This is a genomic window from Bacillus sp. SIMBA_031 (assembly GCF_046535225.1).
In the GTDB taxonomy this organism is placed as follows: Bacteria; Bacillota; Bacilli; order Bacillales; family Bacillaceae; genus Bacillus; species Bacillus velezensis.
The window spans coordinates 484,838-502,667 of record NZ_JAWRXC010000002.1 but is presented as its reverse complement, the minus strand read 5'-3'; the positions used below and the strand labels follow the sequence as shown (position 1 = coordinate 502,667).

General features: G+C 47.8%; 18 protein-coding genes and 1 other annotated feature. Of the genes, 15 read left to right on the top strand and 3 right to left on the bottom strand.

Going from position 1 to position 17,830, the window contains the following annotated elements; all coding sequences use genetic code 11:
• The first annotated feature begins 8 nt into the window (after positions 1 to 8).
• From SB724_RS09395 to motS, 12 genes are all read left to right on the top strand, one after another.
• Positions 9 to 332 (top strand): thioredoxin family protein, encoded by a 324-nt coding sequence (locus tag SB724_RS09395; RefSeq protein ID WP_003152373.1) that lies wholly within the window; start codon positions 9 to 11, stop codon positions 330 to 332.
• A gap of 15 nt (positions 333 to 347) precedes the next feature.
• Positions 348 to 1,157, top strand: a complete 810-nt coding sequence (locus tag SB724_RS09390) for a DUF1444 domain-containing protein (protein ID WP_410570876.1) — start codon at positions 348 to 350, stop codon at positions 1,155 to 1,157.
• 14 nt (positions 1,158 to 1,171) lie between these two features.
• Positions 1,172 to 1,777, top strand: a complete 606-nt coding sequence (gene ytpR / locus SB724_RS09385; protein ID WP_003152375.1) for a YtpR family tRNA-binding protein — start codon at positions 1,172 to 1,174, stop codon at positions 1,775 to 1,777.
• 167 nt (positions 1,778 to 1,944) lie between these two features.
• Positions 1,945 to 4,548, top strand: a complete 2,604-nt coding sequence (locus SB724_RS09380; protein WP_410570874.1) for a DNA translocase FtsK — start codon at positions 1,945 to 1,947, stop codon at positions 4,546 to 4,548.
• Positions 4,549 to 4,788: 240 nt separating this feature from the next.
• The gene (gene murC / locus SB724_RS09375) at positions 4,789 to 6,087 is read left to right on the top strand and encodes a UDP-N-acetylmuramate--L-alanine ligase (RefSeq protein ID WP_410570872.1); all 1,299 of its coding nucleotides are present in this window, start codon (positions 4,789 to 4,791) and stop codon (positions 6,085 to 6,087) included.
• A 155-nt stretch (positions 6,088 to 6,242) separates the two neighbouring features.
• Positions 6,243 to 6,665, top strand: a complete 423-nt coding sequence (locus SB724_RS09370) for a DUF948 domain-containing protein (RefSeq protein WP_265971074.1) — start codon at positions 6,243 to 6,245, stop codon at positions 6,663 to 6,665.
• A 32-nt stretch (positions 6,666 to 6,697) separates the two neighbouring features.
• Positions 6,698 to 7,111: a YtxH domain-containing protein gene (locus SB724_RS09365; protein ID WP_003152380.1), complete on the top strand. Its 414-nt coding sequence runs from the start codon at positions 6,698 to 6,700 to the stop codon at positions 7,109 to 7,111.
• 25 nt (positions 7,112 to 7,136) lie between these two features.
• Complete coding sequence (gene ytxJ, locus SB724_RS09360) at positions 7,137 to 7,463, top strand: bacillithiol system redox-active protein YtxJ (RefSeq protein WP_007408776.1); 327 nt, start codon at positions 7,137 to 7,139, stop codon at positions 7,461 to 7,463.
• Between the two features lie 236 nt (positions 7,464 to 7,699).
• Complete coding sequence (locus SB724_RS09355; protein WP_003152383.1) at positions 7,700 to 8,776, top strand: bifunctional 3-deoxy-7-phosphoheptulonate synthase/chorismate mutase; 1,077 nt, start codon at positions 7,700 to 7,702, stop codon at positions 8,774 to 8,776.
• A gap of 278 nt (positions 8,777 to 9,054) precedes the next feature.
• On the top strand, positions 9,055 to 10,059 hold the full coding sequence (gene ccpA, locus SB724_RS09350) for a catabolite control protein A (RefSeq protein WP_003152385.1): 1,005 nt from the start codon (positions 9,055 to 9,057) through the stop codon (positions 10,057 to 10,059).
• Positions 10,060 to 10,127: 68 nt separating this feature from the next.
• Positions 10,128 to 10,943 carry a flagellar motor protein MotP gene (motP, locus tag SB724_RS09345; RefSeq protein WP_007408775.1) on the top strand — a complete coding sequence of 272 codons (816 nt, stop codon included), beginning with the start codon at positions 10,128 to 10,130 and terminating at the stop codon, positions 10,941 to 10,943.
• Positions 10,933 to 11,622 carry a flagellar motor protein MotS gene (gene motS, locus SB724_RS09340; protein ID WP_044801548.1) on the top strand — a complete coding sequence of 230 codons (690 nt, stop codon included), beginning with the start codon at positions 10,933 to 10,935 and terminating at the stop codon, positions 11,620 to 11,622. The genes motP and motS overlap by 11 nt, the downstream gene beginning before the upstream one ends.
• 9 nt (positions 11,623 to 11,631) lie before the next feature.
• On the opposite strand, the gene SB724_RS09335 is transcribed toward motS, so the two are convergent.
• Genes SB724_RS09335 through SB724_RS09325 form a run of 3 tightly spaced genes read right to left on the bottom strand, consistent with a single transcriptional unit; the run spans position 11,632 to position 14,096 of the window.
• Positions 11,632 to 12,798, bottom strand: coding sequence for an acetoin utilization protein AcuC (locus tag SB724_RS09335; protein WP_038459523.1), 1,167 nt, complete (start codon positions 12,796 to 12,798; stop codon positions 11,632 to 11,634).
• Complete coding sequence (locus SB724_RS09330; protein ID WP_082998841.1) at positions 12,795 to 13,439, bottom strand: acetoin utilization AcuB family protein; 645 nt, start codon at positions 13,437 to 13,439, stop codon at positions 12,795 to 12,797. The genes SB724_RS09335 and SB724_RS09330 overlap by 4 nt, the downstream gene beginning before the upstream one ends.
• 24 nt (positions 13,440 to 13,463) lie before the next feature.
• Complete coding sequence (locus SB724_RS09325; RefSeq protein ID WP_015240397.1) at positions 13,464 to 14,096, bottom strand: GNAT family N-acetyltransferase; 633 nt, start codon at positions 14,094 to 14,096, stop codon at positions 13,464 to 13,466.
• A 158-nt stretch (positions 14,097 to 14,254) separates the two neighbouring features.
• Here SB724_RS09325 and acsA point away from each other — a divergent pair, with 158 nt between their 5' ends.
• The 3 genes from acsA (at position 14,255) to sr7p (ending at position 17,819) form a co-directional block, all read left to right on the top strand.
• Positions 14,255 to 15,973: an acetate--CoA ligase gene (gene acsA / locus SB724_RS09320; protein WP_410570868.1), complete on the top strand. Its 1,719-nt coding sequence runs from the start codon at positions 14,255 to 14,257 to the stop codon at positions 15,971 to 15,973.
• Between the two features lie 53 nt (positions 15,974 to 16,026).
• Positions 16,027 to 16,259 (top strand) — a binding site (T-box leader).
• Between the two features lie 49 nt (positions 16,260 to 16,308).
• Complete coding sequence (gene tyrS / locus SB724_RS09315; RefSeq protein ID WP_007613147.1) at positions 16,309 to 17,574, top strand: tyrosine--tRNA ligase; 1,266 nt, start codon at positions 16,309 to 16,311, stop codon at positions 17,572 to 17,574.
• 119 nt (positions 17,575 to 17,693) lie between these two features.
• On the top strand, positions 17,694 to 17,819 hold the full coding sequence (gene sr7p, locus SB724_RS09310) for a small protein SR7P (RefSeq protein WP_007408768.1): 126 nt from the start codon (positions 17,694 to 17,696) through the stop codon (positions 17,817 to 17,819).
• Positions 17,820 to 17,830 lie beyond the last annotated feature (11 nt).

Here is a 17,830-nt window from a genome sequence, read left to right as displayed (position 1 = left end):
GAATGACAATGAAAAAGATTGAAAGCACGGAAGAATTGCAAAAAGCGGTACAAGACGATTGGGCGGTATTTATGTTTTCAGCGGATTGGTGCCCGGACTGCCGCTTTGTGGAGCCGTTTCTCCCTGAGCTGGAAGCGGACTTTCCTGAATTCACTTATTACTACGTAGACCGCGATCAATTTATTGATACATGCGCGGAATGGGAAATTTACGGCATTCCGAGCTTTGTTGTGTTTAACGGAGGAAAAGAAGTGAACCGCTTCGTCAGCAAAGACCGTAAAACAAAAGAAGAAATTGAGCAATTTTTAACCGATTCCCTTGCTAAAGCATAAAGGAGGCCACGGGCTTTGAAAATGACGTCAAGCAAGCTGGCGGATTTATTAAAACAGCGCCTGCAGCACGAGAACCGATCCTTCTTTTTTGACAGAGAAAAAGACACCCTCCGTGTTGAGGATCAAACGACCAAAAAAGGCATCACATTGGAGCTCCCGCCGATCATTGCGAAGTGGGAGACGAAAAAAGAAGAAGCGATCGACGAAATCGTCTACTATGTGTCAGAAGCAATGGAGGCGATGGAAGGCAGCGGACAGGAGATGTCCGGAAAGGAAGCCGGAATCTATCCGGTCATCCGCTCCACATCATTTCCCGATCAAACGAGCGACGGCATCCCGCTCGTGTATGATGACCATACGGCCGAAACAAGAATCTACTACGCGCTTGACCTCGGTAAGACGTACCGCTTAATTGACAGCCGGATGCTCGAGAAAGAAAACTGGACAAAAGAACGCATCAGGGAGACGGCGTCATTCAATCTCCGCTCTCTTCCTTCGGTCGTGAAACAGGATACGGTTGCGGACAATTATTTTTATTTTTTCAGGGCAAATGACGGCTATGACGCCAGCCGGATTCTCAATGATTCGATTCTTCATGAATACAAGCAGGCCGCTGAAGGCGAATTGGCGATTTCCGTCCCGCATCAGGATGTATTAATACTTGCTGACATTCGAAATGAATCGGGTTATGATATTTTAGGGCAAATGTCCATGAGCTTCTTTGCAAGCGGCACGGTGCCGATTACGGCCCTTTCATTTCTGTATAATGAAGGCAGACTGGAACCTGTGTTTATCATGGCGAAAAGCCGGCCGAAAAAGGATTAGAAAGGATTTTTCTTATGAACGCTTTTTACAATAAAGAAGGTGTGGGAGATACGCTTCTGATCTCTCTTAAAGATGCAGCACGCGAAGAAATCGGCTATGAAAGAGAAGGCGATGTCGTCAGAATCTTTAACAAAGAAACAAAAGAAACGACGGGCTTTAACATTTTTAACGTATCTTCTTACTTACAGATTGAGGACAACGGCCCCGTCGCTTTGTCTGAGACATTCGTTCAGGATGTGAATGAAATACTGAACAGAAACGGCGTCTCAGAAACGCTGACGGTTGACCTTTCTCCGAAATTTGTTGTCGGTCACGTTGAATCGAAAGAAAAACATCCGAATGCGGATAAACTGAATATCTGCCAAGTGAATGTGGGAGAGGAAACCCTTCAAATCGTTTGCGGCGCGCCGAACGTGGACAAAGGGCAAAAAGTCGTCGTCGCTAAAGTCGGCGCGGTAATGCCGAGCGGACTTGTGATTAAAGACGCTGAATTAAGAGGCGTTCCGTCAAGCGGCATGATCTGCTCCGCGAAAGAACTCGCTTTGCCGGATGCGCCGGCGGAAAAAGGGATTCTTGTTCTTGAAGACAGCCGCGAGGCCGGCGAAGCATTTCAATTCTAACTCCCATAAATAAGCACACAGAATCGAATGATGTGAGAGAAAGCCGTTAAGCAGGCCTGCTTAACGGCTTTCTTCAGTTGGGAGCTTAATCTTTTCTGAGCCGCCCGGCAATGGTATACTAAATATCGTCCCAGACTACTAAAAAGGGAGTTAGAGAGTGATTAAACATGAGTTGGCTGAATAAATTTTTTGACTTATTTTTAGGTGAAAAAGAAGAAGAGCATGAACGTGAACCGAACACGCATGCCCAAATCCCGAAACAGCAGATACCGGATCAGCCAGAAGGCAAATTCACGCGCATGGAAGATCCTAAAATATATTACGAATATCCGAAAGGGAATTTCCGCTTCCCCGTCGTTCCGGACGGCTATAAGCGAACGGAGCAAAACCAAAGACAGCGGGAAAGGCACGAACGCCGCCAGCCGTCCCGGGATTATGCCGCCGGGAAGGAGCAAACCGAGCGGAAACAGCATACACATAAAGAGCCTGATACGGTGAAAAAGCCCTTTAAACCGTCATCCATTCCTTCACCGGTTTACGGCTTTCAATCTCAGCACAGCATAAAAAAAGCGCCTATTTCCGAAAAGCGGCGTGAAGAGAACGTAACACTGCTGTCAGAGGAGCAATTTGTTCCGCCAAAAGCCGGTCAGGAAACGGAAAAAGAGCCCGTCTTCACAACATCCGGGATAACAAAACAGACGAATGACCGGCCAGACCCGTTTGCGAAACAAGAAACGGAAGAAATCCAGGCCGTTAAAAAAGAGGAGCTTCACACCGAGGCTGAGAATGCAAAAGAGCAAGTGTTTGCAGCAGCAGAACCGCAGCAGACTGAAGAGCGGGAGCACACGGAAAGCGCGGAGTCTGCCGGCTTTACAGAAGAACAAGAGCATGAACAAACCCGCCCGCAGCCTATTGAAGAGCCTGAGTATGAAGCATCCCGAACGGCTGAAAACACAGAGGAACAAGCGGCGCCGCAGGAGGAATATCAGGAGCCTGAGCCGGAAAAAGCACCGCCTTTTGAAACCGCAGAAGAACCGGTGTATACATACACAGAACCCGGATACGATGAGGAAGTTCAGCCGCAGTCTGAAGACAAGCCCGAATCAGCTGAAACCGACGCGAAACAGGAAGCAGACTCTCAGCCTGAGTACAATGAAGTCACGCGGCATTCAGACCCCGAGCCTGAACCTGCAAGCATCGAGACGGCCGATGCCCCGTCCCGGCCTGCCGAAGAAAAAACGGAGCATCCCGGACAGCCTCAGACTGTGAGAAAAGCGGAGCGGCCGAAAGAGCGCAATGTTCCGTTTAACGTCATGATGCTTAAAAGCGATAAACACAAGCAGACGAAGACGCCGGAGGGCGGAGCGAGCTATGTCTTTCCGAATCTGTCGCTTCTGGACGTACCGCCGGCGCAAAGACATGACGACCAATCGTGGATTGAAGAACAGCGCGAGCTTTTAAACGTTACACTGAAAAACTTTAATGTGCGCGCCCAAGTCGTTCATGTCACACAAGGCCCGTCCGTCACACGTTTTGAAGTGCATCCTGAGCCCGGAGTGAAAGTGAACAAAATTACAAACTTAGCAGATGATATAAAACTGAGCCTGTCTGCCAAGGATATTCGGATTGAGGCGCCGATTCCCGGTAAAAACACGATCGGCATTGAAGTTCCGAACCGTGTAAGCAAAGTCGTCGATTTAAGGCAGATGATCAGAAGCGCCGCTTTCAGGACGAATCCGTCTCCGCTTACAGCCGCGCTCGGTGTCGATATTTCCGGAAACCCGGTCGTCATTGATTTGAAAAAGATGCCGCACGGGTTGATAGCGGGTGCGACAGGATCGGGAAAAAGCGTCTGCATCAATACCATTTTGGTCAGTCTGCTTTATAAGGCGGATCCGAGTGATGTCAAAATGCTTCTGATTGATCCGAAAATGGTCGAGCTTGCGCCTTATAACCAAATTCCGCATTTGGTCAGCCCCGTCATCACGGACGCCAAAGCCGCGACCGCCGCGTTAAAATGGGTTGTGGAAGAGATGGAACGGCGATATGAACTGTTTGCCCATTCGGGTGTGAGAGATATCGGCCGCTTTAATGAATTAACCGCCGATCATAAGACAGGCGAAAAGCTCCCGTACCTCGTAGTGGTTATTGATGAACTTGCCGATTTAATGATGGTCGCGCCGAACGATGTGGAAGAAAGCATTGCAAGAATCGCGCAGAAAGCGAGAGCCTGCGGCATTCATCTGCTTGTCGCGACACAGCGTCCGTCTGTCGATGTCATTACCGGAATGATTAAGGCAAACATACCGACGAGGATTGCATTCTCCGTCTCAAGCCAGGTAGATTCCAGAACGATCATCGACATGGCGGGAGCGGAAAAGCTGCTCGGAAAAGGCGACATGCTGTACTGGGAAAACGGTACCGGAAAACCGGTGCGCCTGCAGGGCAACTTTGTATCCGACAGAGAGATTGACCGCGTCGTCTCTCATGTCAGAAAGCAGCTGCCGCCTTCTTATTTGTTTGAACAGGAAGAACTGATCAGGCAGGGAACCGCCCTCAAGGAAGAAGACGAACTGTTTCCTGAGGCGTGCCAATTCGTCGTGGAGCAAAACAGCGCCAGCACCTCAAGCCTTCAAAGAAGGTTCAGAATCGGATATAACCGCGCTGCGAGGCTGATTGACATGATGGAAGCCGAAGGCATGATCTCAGAAGCGAAGGGCAGCAAACCCCGTGAAGTGCTGATTACAGCCGCTGACATTGCTCAAGAATAAGAATATCGTTCATTTTTCTCACAAACATGGTATGATAGTGGATGGACCATCAAAACTGCATCACTGTCACGCGCTGAAATATCATGCGGCAGGTTTAATCAAAAAGAAAGTTACAGATACTGACGATAACGTAAAAATAAATGGAAGCGCCGCTGTGCGGGCTTTTTGCCCGCGGCGGTCGCAAAATGAAATGAGCGTCATATACTGGGGAACAGATAGACGTTTGTTGGAGGTACGATTATGACTGTTTATCATTTTGTTGGAATAAAAGGGACAGGTATGAGCCCGCTTGCTCAAATCCTGCATGATACGGGGTATCAGGTGCAGGGATCAGATATCGAGAAGCAGATTTTCACTCAGGCTGCCCTTGAAAAAAGAAATATCCCGATCTATCCGTTCAGCGCCGATAACATCAAACCCGGCTTAACGATAATCGCCGGAAACGCATTCCCTGATTCTCATCCGGAAATCGCAAAGGCGCTCGCTGAAGGGATTCCTGTCATCAGATATCATAAATTTTTAGCTGAATATATGAAAAAATACACAAGTGTCGCGGTAACGGGTGCACACGGCAAGACGTCCACAACGGGCCTCTTGGCACACGTGATGCAGCAGGCGAAGCCGACTTCGTTTCTTATCGGGGACGGAACGGGCAGAGGAAATGAAAGCAGCGAATACTTTGTATTTGAAGCCTGCGAGTACCGCCGTCATTTTCTAAGCTATCAGCCTGATTATGCGATTATGACGAATATTGATTTTGACCACCCTGATTATTTCGCCAACATTGACGATGTGTTTGATGCTTTCCAAAACATGGCGCTTCAAGTCAACAAAGGCATCATTGCCTGCGGTGATGATGAGTACCTGCCGAAAATTCACGCCAATGTGCCTGTCGTGTATTACGGCACGGGAGAAGAAAACGATTTTCAAGCGAGAAACATCGTAAAAAATACGGAAGGCACGACATTTGACGTCTTTGTCCGCAATACGTTTTACGATACGTTCTACATCCCGGCATACGGGCATCACAATGTCCTCAATTCCTTAGCGGTCATTGCGCTCTGCCACTATGAAGAGATAGACGTGAACATGATTAAGCTCGGACTTGAATCATTCGGCGGCGTCAAACGCAGATTCAATGAAAAAGTGATCGGCAGCCAGGTGCTGATCGACGACTACGCCCACCATCCGACTGAAATCAAAGTCACGATTGAGGCGGCGCGCCAAAAATATCCCGAACGTGAAATCATCGCGGTATTTCAGCCGCATACGTTTACACGGACGCAATCATTCTTGGATGAATTCGCAGAAAGCTTAAGCGCGGCCGACCGCGTGTATCTGTGCGACATTTTCGGCTCTGCCCGCGAGAACGTCGGCAAGCTCACGATCACGGATCTTCAGGAAAAAATCGATAACGCAGAACTCATTGAAGAAAATGACACATCCGTGTTAAAAGCGCATGAAGGCGCAGTGCTGATCTTCATGGGCGCCGGAGACATTCAAAAATATATGAGAGCCTATGAAAACGTCATAGCGTAACGAAAAAGCAGTGGGGCTTTCACTGCTTTTTTGTGCGTGCTGCAAAGGGATTTACCGATAAACGGAGAAATAGTATACATACAGATCTTTCATATATGTTTATCATTTTAAGAATTGGGTATATACCACTATATCCTGCAATAAGGAGGTATTAGATGATCATCATTCTTTACTTAAGCGTCGCACTCATTGCCGTTGCATTTCTCATCCTCGTCATCTATCTGTCCAAAACATTAAAGTCCGTGCAGATGACCTTAACAAACGTTGCCTCGACTTTAGACGGCCTTGAAGGGCAGATGAAAGGCATTACCGCAGAGACAACCGAGCTGTTACATAAGACAAACCGTCTCGCGGAAGACATTCAGGAAAAATCAGAGAAATTAAATACGGTTGTCCATGCTGTCCAGGAAGTGGGAACTTCCATCCAGCAGTTTAATACATCCATAAAGCAGGCAGCAGGTTCCGTTACGGCCTCTGTAAGAGAGAATCAGGATAAGATCAGTCAGGTTGTCACCTGGAGCCAGGCCGCTATGGAAATATGGGACAAGTGGAAGCAAAAGAAAAAAACATCGCTTTAATCATAAGAAAAATCCACTAAGGAGGAATCATAATGAGCAAAGATGGAATCAATAGTAAGGATTTTTTAATCGGAACGCTGATCGGGGGAATTATCGGCGCGACAACGGCGTTGTTTCTGGCGCCTAAATCAGGTAAGGAGCTGCGCGACGATCTCGGCAGTCAGGCTTCTGCGTTAAAGGATAAGACGGACAGAATGACGGCCGACGCGAAAGAAAAAGGCTCTCAATATGTCAGCATTGCCAAGGACAAAACATCTAATATCACCCAGCTGGTAGCTGATCAGTCAGGCCAGATTATGAATAAAGTGAAGGATTTAAAAGACCGTTCTAAGAGCACACTAACCGAGAAAGCCGAAGAGACGAGAAGCGAAATGCAGGACACGGCCCAAAGCATCAAGGCCGAAGCGGAAGACGCCGGGGAAAAAGCCGGTCAGGCAAATCGCTGATCTTCAATAAGGAGAGATAACCGACATGACAAAACAGCTGATATCGTCTGAAGAAGAGTTCAAAAATGCCGCTGAGAAAGAAAACACGCTCGTGTTTTTGAAACACAGCACAACCTGCCCGATCAGCCAAGCCGCGTTTCAGGAGTTTGACGCCTTTGCATCGGCGCATTCGGAAGTGCCTTCTTATTACCTGCAGGTGCAGGACAGCCGGCCGCTTTCAAACTATATCGCCGAGACATACGGCGTGAAACATGAAAGCCCGCAAGTATTCGTCATTGCAAACGGCGAAGTGAAATGGCACGCGTCTCATTCACAAATCACAAAAAACGCAATAGAGCAGCACCTTTCATAATTGCTGGCCGCCGGTTGATACCGGCGGTTTTTTTTTTGAAAAAAACTATTGATCATTTCAGCCGGATCATGTAGGATATCAATATATACTGCTTCAACGCATAAAAGCTTAAAAGCGTTTTTGTGATAAAGCCGAATGTGAAAAAATTTATTATTTCATATTCCTATTTTCGCATAACTGTAGTAAGATGCATGTTAACCATTAAAATAAAACATAGCATAGAAGGGATGAAAAAGATGAGCAACAAGGAATTAGAGAGCCTAAGACAGCAGGCAGACGCACTAAACTTAGAAATCCTTAAATTAATCAATGAACGCGGAGCCGTTGTAAAAGAAATCGGTAAAGCAAAGGAAGCACAAGGTGTCAACCGATTTGACCCTGTCAGAGAGCGTACAATGCTTAACCGCATAATTGAAAGCAATGACGGCCCATTTGAAAACTCAACGATCCAGCATATTTTCAAAGAAATTTTCAAAGCCGGACTTGAACTTCAAGAAGAGGACCACAGCAAAGCGTTGCTCGTCTCCCGGAAGAAAAAAGCAGAAGATACGATCGTTGACATAAAAGGTGAAAAAATCGGTGACGGCGATCAGAGATTCATCGTCGGACCTTGTGCCGTAGAAAGCTATGAGCAGGTTGCCGAAGTAGCGGCCGCAGCGAAAAAACAAGGCATTAAAATCCTGCGCGGGGGCGCGTTTAAACCCCGCACAAGTCCGTATGATTTCCAAGGTCTCGGCGTAGAAGGCCTGCAAATTCTTAAACGCGTCGCTGATGAATATGACCTCGCGGTGATCAGTGAAATCGTAACGCCCGCACACATTGAGCAAGCGATTGATTACATTGATGTCATTCAGATCGGCGCGCGGAACATGCAAAACTTTGAATTGCTGAAAGCCGCCGGTTCCGTTAAAAAGCCGGTATTGTTAAAACGCGGTCTTGCCGCAACAATTTCAGAGTTCATCAATGCAGCTGAATACATCATGTCACAAGGAAACGACCAAATCATTCTTTGTGAGCGCGGAATCAGAACGTACGAAACGGCAACGAGAAACACACTCGACATTTCTGCCGTGCCGATTTTGAAACAGGAAACTCACTTGCCGGTGTTTGTTGACGTCACACACTCAACAGGCCGCCGCGATCTCCTGCTTCCGACAGCAAAAGCGGCGCTTGCGATCGGCGCTGACGGCGTGATGGCCGAAGTTCACCCTGATCCTTCCGTTGCCCTTTCAGACTCTGCGCAGCAGATGGATATACCTGAATTCGAGAAATGGCTGAACGAATTAAAGCCAATGCTGAAAGTAAAAGCATAATACAACGTTCCGCTCTTTAAAGGCCGCCTCGCGCGGCTTTTTTTCGTATCTTCATTTTATTTAATTATAAAATGAAAGTGAACGTTTTCATCACTGGGAAAAACGTGTATAATTTCATGAGAGATATTTAAATTTGATGAATAATGAAAAATAATGTACACTACTGACTTACGCTTACAATCATAAACGACAGAATGCGAAATCGTACGACATTTCTTTACATAAAGTGTTTATGCTATAGATAAGGATAAGTGTATCCAGTAAAAGGAGTGGTTTCAGTGAGCAACATTACGATATACGATGTGGCCAGAGAAGCAAATGTCAGTATGGCGACTGTTTCCCGCGTCGTGAACGGCAACCCGAATGTAAAACCGACGACCAGAAAAAAAGTATTGGAAGCCATTGACCGGCTCGGCTACCGCCCGAACGCGGTGGCAAGAGGGCTTGCAAGCAAAAAAACGACAACGGTCGGCGTCATCATCCCTGATATCTCAAGCATTTTCTACTCTGAACTTGCGCGTGGAATTGAAGATATCGCGACGATGTACAAATATAATATTATATTAAGCAACTCGGACCAAAATCTTGAGAAAGAACTGCATCTGTTAAATACGATGCTTGGCAAACAAGTGGACGGTATCGTATTTATGGGCGGCAACATTACGGACGAGCATGTCGAAGAATTTAAGCGCTCTCCTGTGCCGATCGTCTTGGCGGCATCAGTGGAAGAACAGGGCGAGACGCCTTCTGTCGCCATTGATTATGAACAGGCGATTTATGATGCCGTTAAGCTTTTCATTGATAAAGGGCATCGCGATATTGCATTCGTCTCCGGACCGATGCAAGAGCCGATCAACCGTTCGAAAAAGCTGCAAGGGTACAAACGGGCGCTTGAAGAAGCGGCGATTCCGTTTAACGAGCAATTCGTAGCGGAAGGCGATTACACCTATGATTCCGGTATGGAGGCGCTTCAAAGCTTGATGGGCCTTGACCGGAAACCGACGGCGATTCTTTCTGCGACGGATGAAATGGCCCTCGGCATTATCCATGCGGCCCAAGATCAAGGTCTTTCGATTCCTGATGATCTTGATATTATCGGTTTTGACAATACGAGATTGAGCCTGATGGTCCGCCCTCAGCTTTCAACAGTCGTGCAGCCTACGTACGATATCGGCGCTGTGGCGATGAGACTTTTGACAAAACTGATGAACAAAGAGCCGGTTGAAGAGCATATCGTCGAATTGCCTCACCGCATCGAATTAAGACAATCAACCAAGTCATAAAAAAACGGAAAAGCAAGCTTCACTCTGAGGGGTGGAATCTTGCTTTTTTACTTGAGTAAGGAGAAGATATGAAACGTTTTGATTATCTGACGCCCGTTGGCTTTATGTTAGGCTGTATTATTGTTGCAATCGGTATTCTGTCAGGGACGGGACTGGCGGGAATCAGTTCATTTTTAGATCTGACTTCTTTTTTAATCGTCACAGGCGGCCTTGCTGCGGCGATCTTTATCAGCTTTCCGCCGAGGGATTTAAAGAAAACTCCTTCTGTTCTGAAACAGGTATTCTCCCGTCAGGATGACAATGTGAAAGAGCTTGTCAGAGTATTTGTCAGCCTTTCGGAGCAGGCGCGCAGGCAGGGGCTGCTGTCTCTGGATGACCAGGCGCGTGAGATCAAGGATCCGTTTTTAAAAAAAGGGCTTTTGCTTGCGATTGACGGCTGGGACGAGGAAACGATCCGGCTGGTGATGGATTCTGAGATCGCCGCGATGGAAGAAAGACACAGAAAAGGAAGACGCGTTTTTGAAAAAGCCGGTGATTTCGCACCCGCCTGGGGAATGATCGGGACGCTCGTCGGACTCGTTCTCATGCTCAAAAACTTAAATGACCCGCATACCCTCGGACCGAACATGGCCGTTGCGCTATTGACGACGCTGTACGGAGCGCTGCTTGCCAACTTGGTGTTTATCCCAATCGCGGCAAAGCTTGAAGAAAAAACGGAAAGTGAAATTTTCATCAAACAGGTCATGATCGAAGGGGTTGTCGGCATCCAATCGGGCAAAAATCCCCGCAACCTCGAAAGTCAGCTCGTTGTCTTCAGCTCAAGAGAAGACTGGCGTAAAGGACAGCCTGCGAACAAGAAAAAGGGCGCTGTCCATGAAGCTTAGAAAAGAGCGTTTTGAAAGAAGAAACAAACCGGAACATTCCGGCGGTTCACCGAGATGGATGGTGACGTTCGCTGACTTGATCACGCTCATTCTCGTGTTCTTTATATTGCTTTTTTCGATGTCGCAAATAGACGCGGAAAAATTTCAATCTGCCGTTTCATCGATTCATACAAACGGCAGCGGGGGTGAATCGGCGTCATCAGACAAAGCAAACGAAAATAAAGAACAGGATTTGCTGTTACAAAACGTGAAGACATACATAAAAGCGCATCATTTGAGTTCAAAATTGACGGCGAAGCGCGATGAGCGCGGAGTGGTTCTTGTGCTGCAGGAGGCCGTTCTGTTTCAGACAGGAAAAGCGGATGTGCTGAAAAACGCCGAGCCGGTTCTGCATCAGATCGCGGTGCTTTTAAAAACAATTCCGAATGACATACAGGTAGAAGGCCATACGGACAGCCGCCGGATTTCCACCTATCAATTTCCGTCAAATTGGGAGCTGTCGTCTGCAAGAGCGGCGAGTGTGATCCGGTATTTTACCGCGAATGAAGACTTTTCCGCCAAACGGTTTATCTCTGCCGGGTATGCGGATACGAAACCTGTGAAGGACAACAAAAGTCCCGGACATATGAAAGAAAACCGCCGTGTAGAAATTGTGATCAAAAAAACGACCTCCTCATAAGGTCGTTTTTTATTTTGTTTTATACCGCTGCTCAGACCGGATGGCAAAAAGTGCTTTTTCCACGGTTTGGGCATTTTTTTCTGAAATTTCTTCTTTGCGGGGAATCGGAGGATATAATTGTTCAGGATCACTCCAAAAAGCGGGCAACGTGCATGGGGAGTGCTTTTGCCATTTATCGATCCATTTCTGCGGTATGCACTCCCCGGGATCAATCCCTTTCATCTCAAGCCAAATGCGGCTCCATGCTCTCGGGACGACTCTCCAAATATCGTATCCGCCGCCGCCGACCGCGATCCATCTGCCGCTGCAATATTGATGGGCTAATGAATGAGCGAGCCGCGGGATCTCCTGATAAATGGAGATTGTATTGGACAGGTGTGTCAATGGGTCGTAATAATGGGCGTCGGCACCGTTTTGGGTAAGAATCACATCCGGCTTAAAAAAAGCCGCGATTTCTGAGGCGGCCGTATTGTAAGCGTGAAGAAAGGAATCGTCCTCTGTGAAAGCATCCAGCGGAATGTTAAAAGAATAGCCATAGCCTTGCCCGCTTCCTTTTTCCAGTACCTGTCCCGTCCCGGGAAATAAATAACGCCCGGTCTCGTGAAAAGAAACAGTGCAGACATCAGACCTGTCGTAAAACGTAAATTGAACGCCGTCGCCGTGATGGGCGTCTGTATCAATGTATAACACTTTTGCCCCGTAGTTCTTCTGGATGTATTGGATGGCCACAGCGCTGTCATTATAGATACAAAAGCCTGAGGCCCTGCCGCGGAAGCCGTGGTGAAGGCCGCCTCCTAAATTGCAGGCGTGCCTAGCTTGTCCCGTCATGACATAATCAGCCGCCGTTAAGGTGCCGCCCACCAGAAGTGACGCGGCTTCATGCATGCCGGCAAAAACGGGGGTGTCTTCCGTTCCGAGACCGTAGCTTTCTCCTTCTGCGGCAGGGAGCCGGCCCGCACCCGCTAGTTCCACCGCCTGTATATAATCCTCCGTATGAACGAGAGCCAGCTCTTCTTTAGCGGCCGTGCGCGGTGTGACGATATCTCCTTCGTCAAACGCATCCGCCGCCTGAAGCAGATCGTATGTTAAAAGCACGCGACGCTGATTGAACGGATGTTCCTGATGAAATTGATACGTCTGATAAGAAGGCGAGTAAACAAAAACGCTGTCTCTCATGGCTGATCCCTCAAATGTTTCGGCCATAAGACATTGTATCCGGCTTCTTGAACGGCACGGATAAAAGGGAGCGGATTCATCGTCTTCACCCGGAAGACGAGAATGTTCGACCCGGCGGAATCATGGGGATAGACGAGCACACTCAGGATTTGCAGCTGAAGATCACGGCACATGCAGCTGAGATCAGCAAGGCTTTTTGTCATATCCGTCACCAGGATTTCCACCTGTGATCCCGGCTGGGCCGCGCCTGTCAGGCTGACGAAAGTCCGGAGCACGTCGGTTTTCGTTAAAATGCCCGTCAGCTTATGGTTTACCGTAATCGGCAGACAGCCGATGCCGTGCTCATAAAAGGAAGCGGATATTTCTTCCACAAAGTCAAGCGGATGAGCGCAGATGACATTCCGCTTCATAATGGTCTCCACTTTGTTTGTCAGAAACACGCCGCGTTCCTTTTGTTCAAAGCTGCCGGGGCCGGCCTGTTTAATGTCTCTGTCTGTGACAATACCGATGACGTGCAGTTCGTCGTCGATGACAGGGAGATGGCGGATATGATATACCTTCATTTTACGGACGGCTGTTTCAATGGAGTCGTGTTTTGAGACGGTGATAACGTCCCGTTTCATGATTTGTTCTGCAATCATCTTTTTATCCCCTTTGTATGTCAGTCAATACATAAATCGCTGATAAAAACGAAGCCTGTCGAACTGTTCAATTGACTCCTGACTGACGTGCCTGCCGATGCGGGCCATCAGACAATTGGCCGGATGAGAGCTGATTTCCGGTTCATCCGTTGCGAACCAGACAAGACCCCCGGCATTCATCATCTTTTCCATGATCTTTCTGTATTCCCACACATCTTTTTTCATTCCTTTTAAATCCCAATGCCAGTAATATTCCGTCGTCATGATGATGTACCGTTCCATCTGTTCATCCATCATGCTGACTGTCAGCAACGTTTTTCCGACAGAACAGCCCCTGTAGCCGGGAGCGACCTCGATCGCCCCGAGTTCAAGGAGGTCTTCCATATTTCCGTCAGACCACCGTTCAAGCGGATCAGGATATAAATACGTCACATAGCCGATAATCGTCTGTCCGTCCCTGGCGATAATGATCCGACCTTCAGGAAGCCCGGCGATCTCGATTAACGCTTTGTGCTGTTCATGAGGAAGGCGAAAGGCTGTCAGGCCTTCATGAAACTCATACTGTGCTAGGTCCTCTGGAGGTACGGGCCCTTCTACTAAAAGAGGGCCGGCTGCTGTCTGAATTGATGAAGAATGGTACGTTTTATGATGTTTCACTGATTCACCGCCTGTCGGTTCTTAATAAAAACACATCTCTTTTAAGCATAACAAAATATAAAGCGTTTTCAATAGTGTTGTAATTTATATTTTAAAAATTGAGAAAACTGTGAACATCTACTATAATTAGTCTATAGATAAGCAAAGGGGGATGTTGCATGAATTTGAAAGCGTTGCCGGCGGAAAAGGGGAATTATCATCTGCGAAATTATGAGGAAACGTACCGAAGCTTCGATTGGAAAGAGGTCGAAGCGGCGTTTTCCTGGCATCAGACGGGGAAGCTGAATGCGGCGTACGAAGCGATTGACCGTCATGCCGAATCATTTCGAAAAAACAAAGTAGCGCTGTATTACAAGGACGCGAACCGGGATGAAAAATACACATTTAAAGAAATGATGGAGGAATCGAACCGGGCGGGAAATGTACTGAGACGGTATGGAAACGTGGAAAAAGGGGACCGCGTTTTTATTTTCATGCCGCGTTCGCCGGAGCTTTACTTTATCATGCTCGGCGCAATTAAAATCGGTGCGATCGCCGGTCCTTTATTTGAAGCGTTTATGGAAGGCGCCGTCAAAGACCGCCTCTTGAACAGCCAGGCGAAGGTTGTCGTGACGACACCTGAACTGGCCGGACGGATTCCGGCGGACAGCCTGCCTGACCTCGAGCATATTTTCATTGTCGGCGGCAGCAAAGAAGCGGGAGATAAAATCATCCATTATGATAAAGCGGCTGAGGGAGAAAGCACGAGACTTGATATTGAATGGATGGACAGAAGAGACGGCTACCTGCTTCACTACACATCAGGATCTACCGGAACGCCCAAAGGTGTGCTCCACGTTCATGAAGGCATGATTCAGCAATACCAGACCGGCAAGTGGGTGCTTGATCTTAAAGAAGACGATATTTACTGGTGCACTGCGGACCCGGGCTGGGTGACCGGGACGGTGTACGGGATATTTGCGCCGTGGCTGAACGGAGCGGCGAATGTGATCGTAGGCGGCAGGTTCAGTCCGGAAAACTGGTACGGCACGATTGAGAAGCTCGGTGTCAGCGTCTGGTACAGCGCTCCGACGGCTTTCAGAATGCTTATGGGCGCAGGAGATGAAATGGCATCCAAATTTGATCTTACTTCACTTCGTCACGTCCTGAGTGTCGGAGAACCTTTGAACCCCGAGGTCATCAAGTGGGGACATAAAGTATTCGGCAAGCGCATCCACGACACGTGGTGGATGACAGAAACGGGCGGACAGCTCATCTGCAATTATCCTTGCATGGAGATCAAGCCGGGTTCAATGGGGAAACCGATTCCGGGAGTGGAAGCGGCGATCGTTGACAATCAGGGAAATGAGCTTCCGCCGTACCGAATGGGAAATCTCGCCATTAAAAAGGGCTGGCCGTCGATGATGGATTCCATTTGGAACAACAAAGAGAAATATGATTCTTATTTCATGCCGGGCGGCTGGTATGTTTCCGGAGATTCTGCTTATATGGATGAAGACGGTTATTTCTGGTTCCAAGGCAGAGTCGATGATGTCATCATGACATCCGGCGAGCGCGTCGGCCCGTTTGAAGTCGAAAGCAAACTTGTTGAACATCCGGCGATTGCCGAAGCCGGCGTCATCGGAAAGCCGGACCCTGTCCGGGGAGAAATTATTAAAGCGTTTATCGCGCTCAGAGAAGGGCATGAGCCATCCGATCAGCTGAAGGAGGACATTCGCCTCTTTGTAAAACAGGGGCTTGCCGCGCATGCCGCACCGCGGGAAATTGAATTCAAAGATAAACTTCCGAAAACACGGAGCGGAAAAATCATGAGACGTGTGCTGAAGGCGTGGGAGCTGAACCTGCCGGCAGGAGATCTGTCCACAATGGAAGATTAAAGCCGGCGTTGACATCGTATCTTATTTATGTTAAAAATGAGTAAGCTTCATACGAAAAGGTTTTGATTGAGACAAGTAGGGTATCTGATTGTTCAAGAGAGCTGATGGCCGGTGAAAATCAGCACATAAGATATGCCGAATACACTCATGAACCGCTTTTGCGAACAAAGCCATTCCAAGGCTTTCAGTAGTGAAAGAACGGACACGGTCCGTTATCAAAAAGAGTGATAAAAGCTTTTTTATGCTTTTATTAGTAGGGTGGTACCGCGATTATATCGTCCCTTCGTTTAAAACGAAGGGGCGTTTTTTATTTCATAAACAAAGGAGCAGACAAAATGACTAACTTATTAGAGGATTTATCATTCCGCGGCTTAATCCAGCAAATGACGGATGAAGAAGGACTGAATAAACAGCTGAACGAAGAAAAAATCCGTTTATACTCAGGGTTTGACCCGACGGCTGACAGCCTGCACATCGGACACCTTCTGCCGATATTGACACTGCGCCGTTTCCAGCTTGCAGGCCACCATCCGATTGCGCTTGTAGGCGGCGCGACGGGACTGATCGGCGATCCGAGCGGTAAAAAAGCGGAACGTACGTTAAATACTCAGGATATCGTTGTCGAATGGTCGCAAAAAATTAAAAATCAGCTTTCCCGATTTTTAGATTTCGAGGCCGGAGAAAACCCCGCTGTCATAGCGAACAACTTTGATTGGATCGGAAAGCTGAGCATCATTGAATTTCTCCGCGACGTCGGAAAGAACTTCGGAATTAACTACATGCTTGCGAAAGATACTGTAAGCTCAAGAATTGAAACCGGGATTTCTTACACGGAATTCAGCTACATGATCCTGCAATCCTACGATTTTCTGAATCTGTACAGAGAAAAGAACTGCAAACTCCAAATCGGAGGCAGTGACCAGTGGGGCAACATCACGGCCGGTCTTGAACTGATCAGAAAATCAGAAGAAGAAGGGGCGAAAGCTTTCGGTCTTACCATTCCGCTCGTCACAAAAGCTGACGGCACGAAGTTCGGCAAAACAGAAGGCGGAGCCATTTGGCTTGATAAAGAAAAAACATCGCCGTACGAATTCTACCAATTCTGGATCAATACAGATGACCGCGACGTCGTCAAATACTTAAAATACTTCACTTTCTTATCAAAAGAGGAAATTGAAGCTTATGCTGAAAAAACGGAGACGGCTCCTGAGAAAAGAGAAGCGCAGAAACGTCTCGCTGAAGAGGTGACTGTTCTTGTGCACGGCCGTGAAGCGCTTGAGCAGGCCGTTCATATCTCCCAGGCGCTGTTCAGCGGCAATATTAAAGAGCTTTCCGCTCAAGACGTCAAGGTAGGATTTAAAGATGTACCTTCGTTTGAAAAAGACCGCTCTGAAGAACTGTCTTTAGTAGACGTGCTTGTGGAATCTAAATTGTCGCCTTCAAAACGGCAGGCACGCGAAGACATTCAAAACGGAGCTGTTTACATTAACGGCGAGCGCCAGACGGACATCGGGCATCTTCTGACTGCTGAAGACCGCATTGAAGATCAATTTACCGTACTGCGCCGCGGAAAGAAAAAATACTTCCTGATCACGTACTGAAAATAAAAAGCAGTCCGGCCGCTCAATGCGGCAGGCTGCTTTTTTATGTTTTGTGAATACTGCACGGGGAAATGAGTACAGTACATAGTATAAGCAAAACAGGGAAGGGGTGCTGCGCCGTGAATTTCATGTTTACCATCGCAAAAGAAAGATTGCAGCGGGATCATTGGGAACAGCAGCAAAGCATAAACGCCGAAGCCAAAGCCGAGGAATCAGAGACGGAAGAAGAAAATCCGACATCATAAAGGGAAAGCCT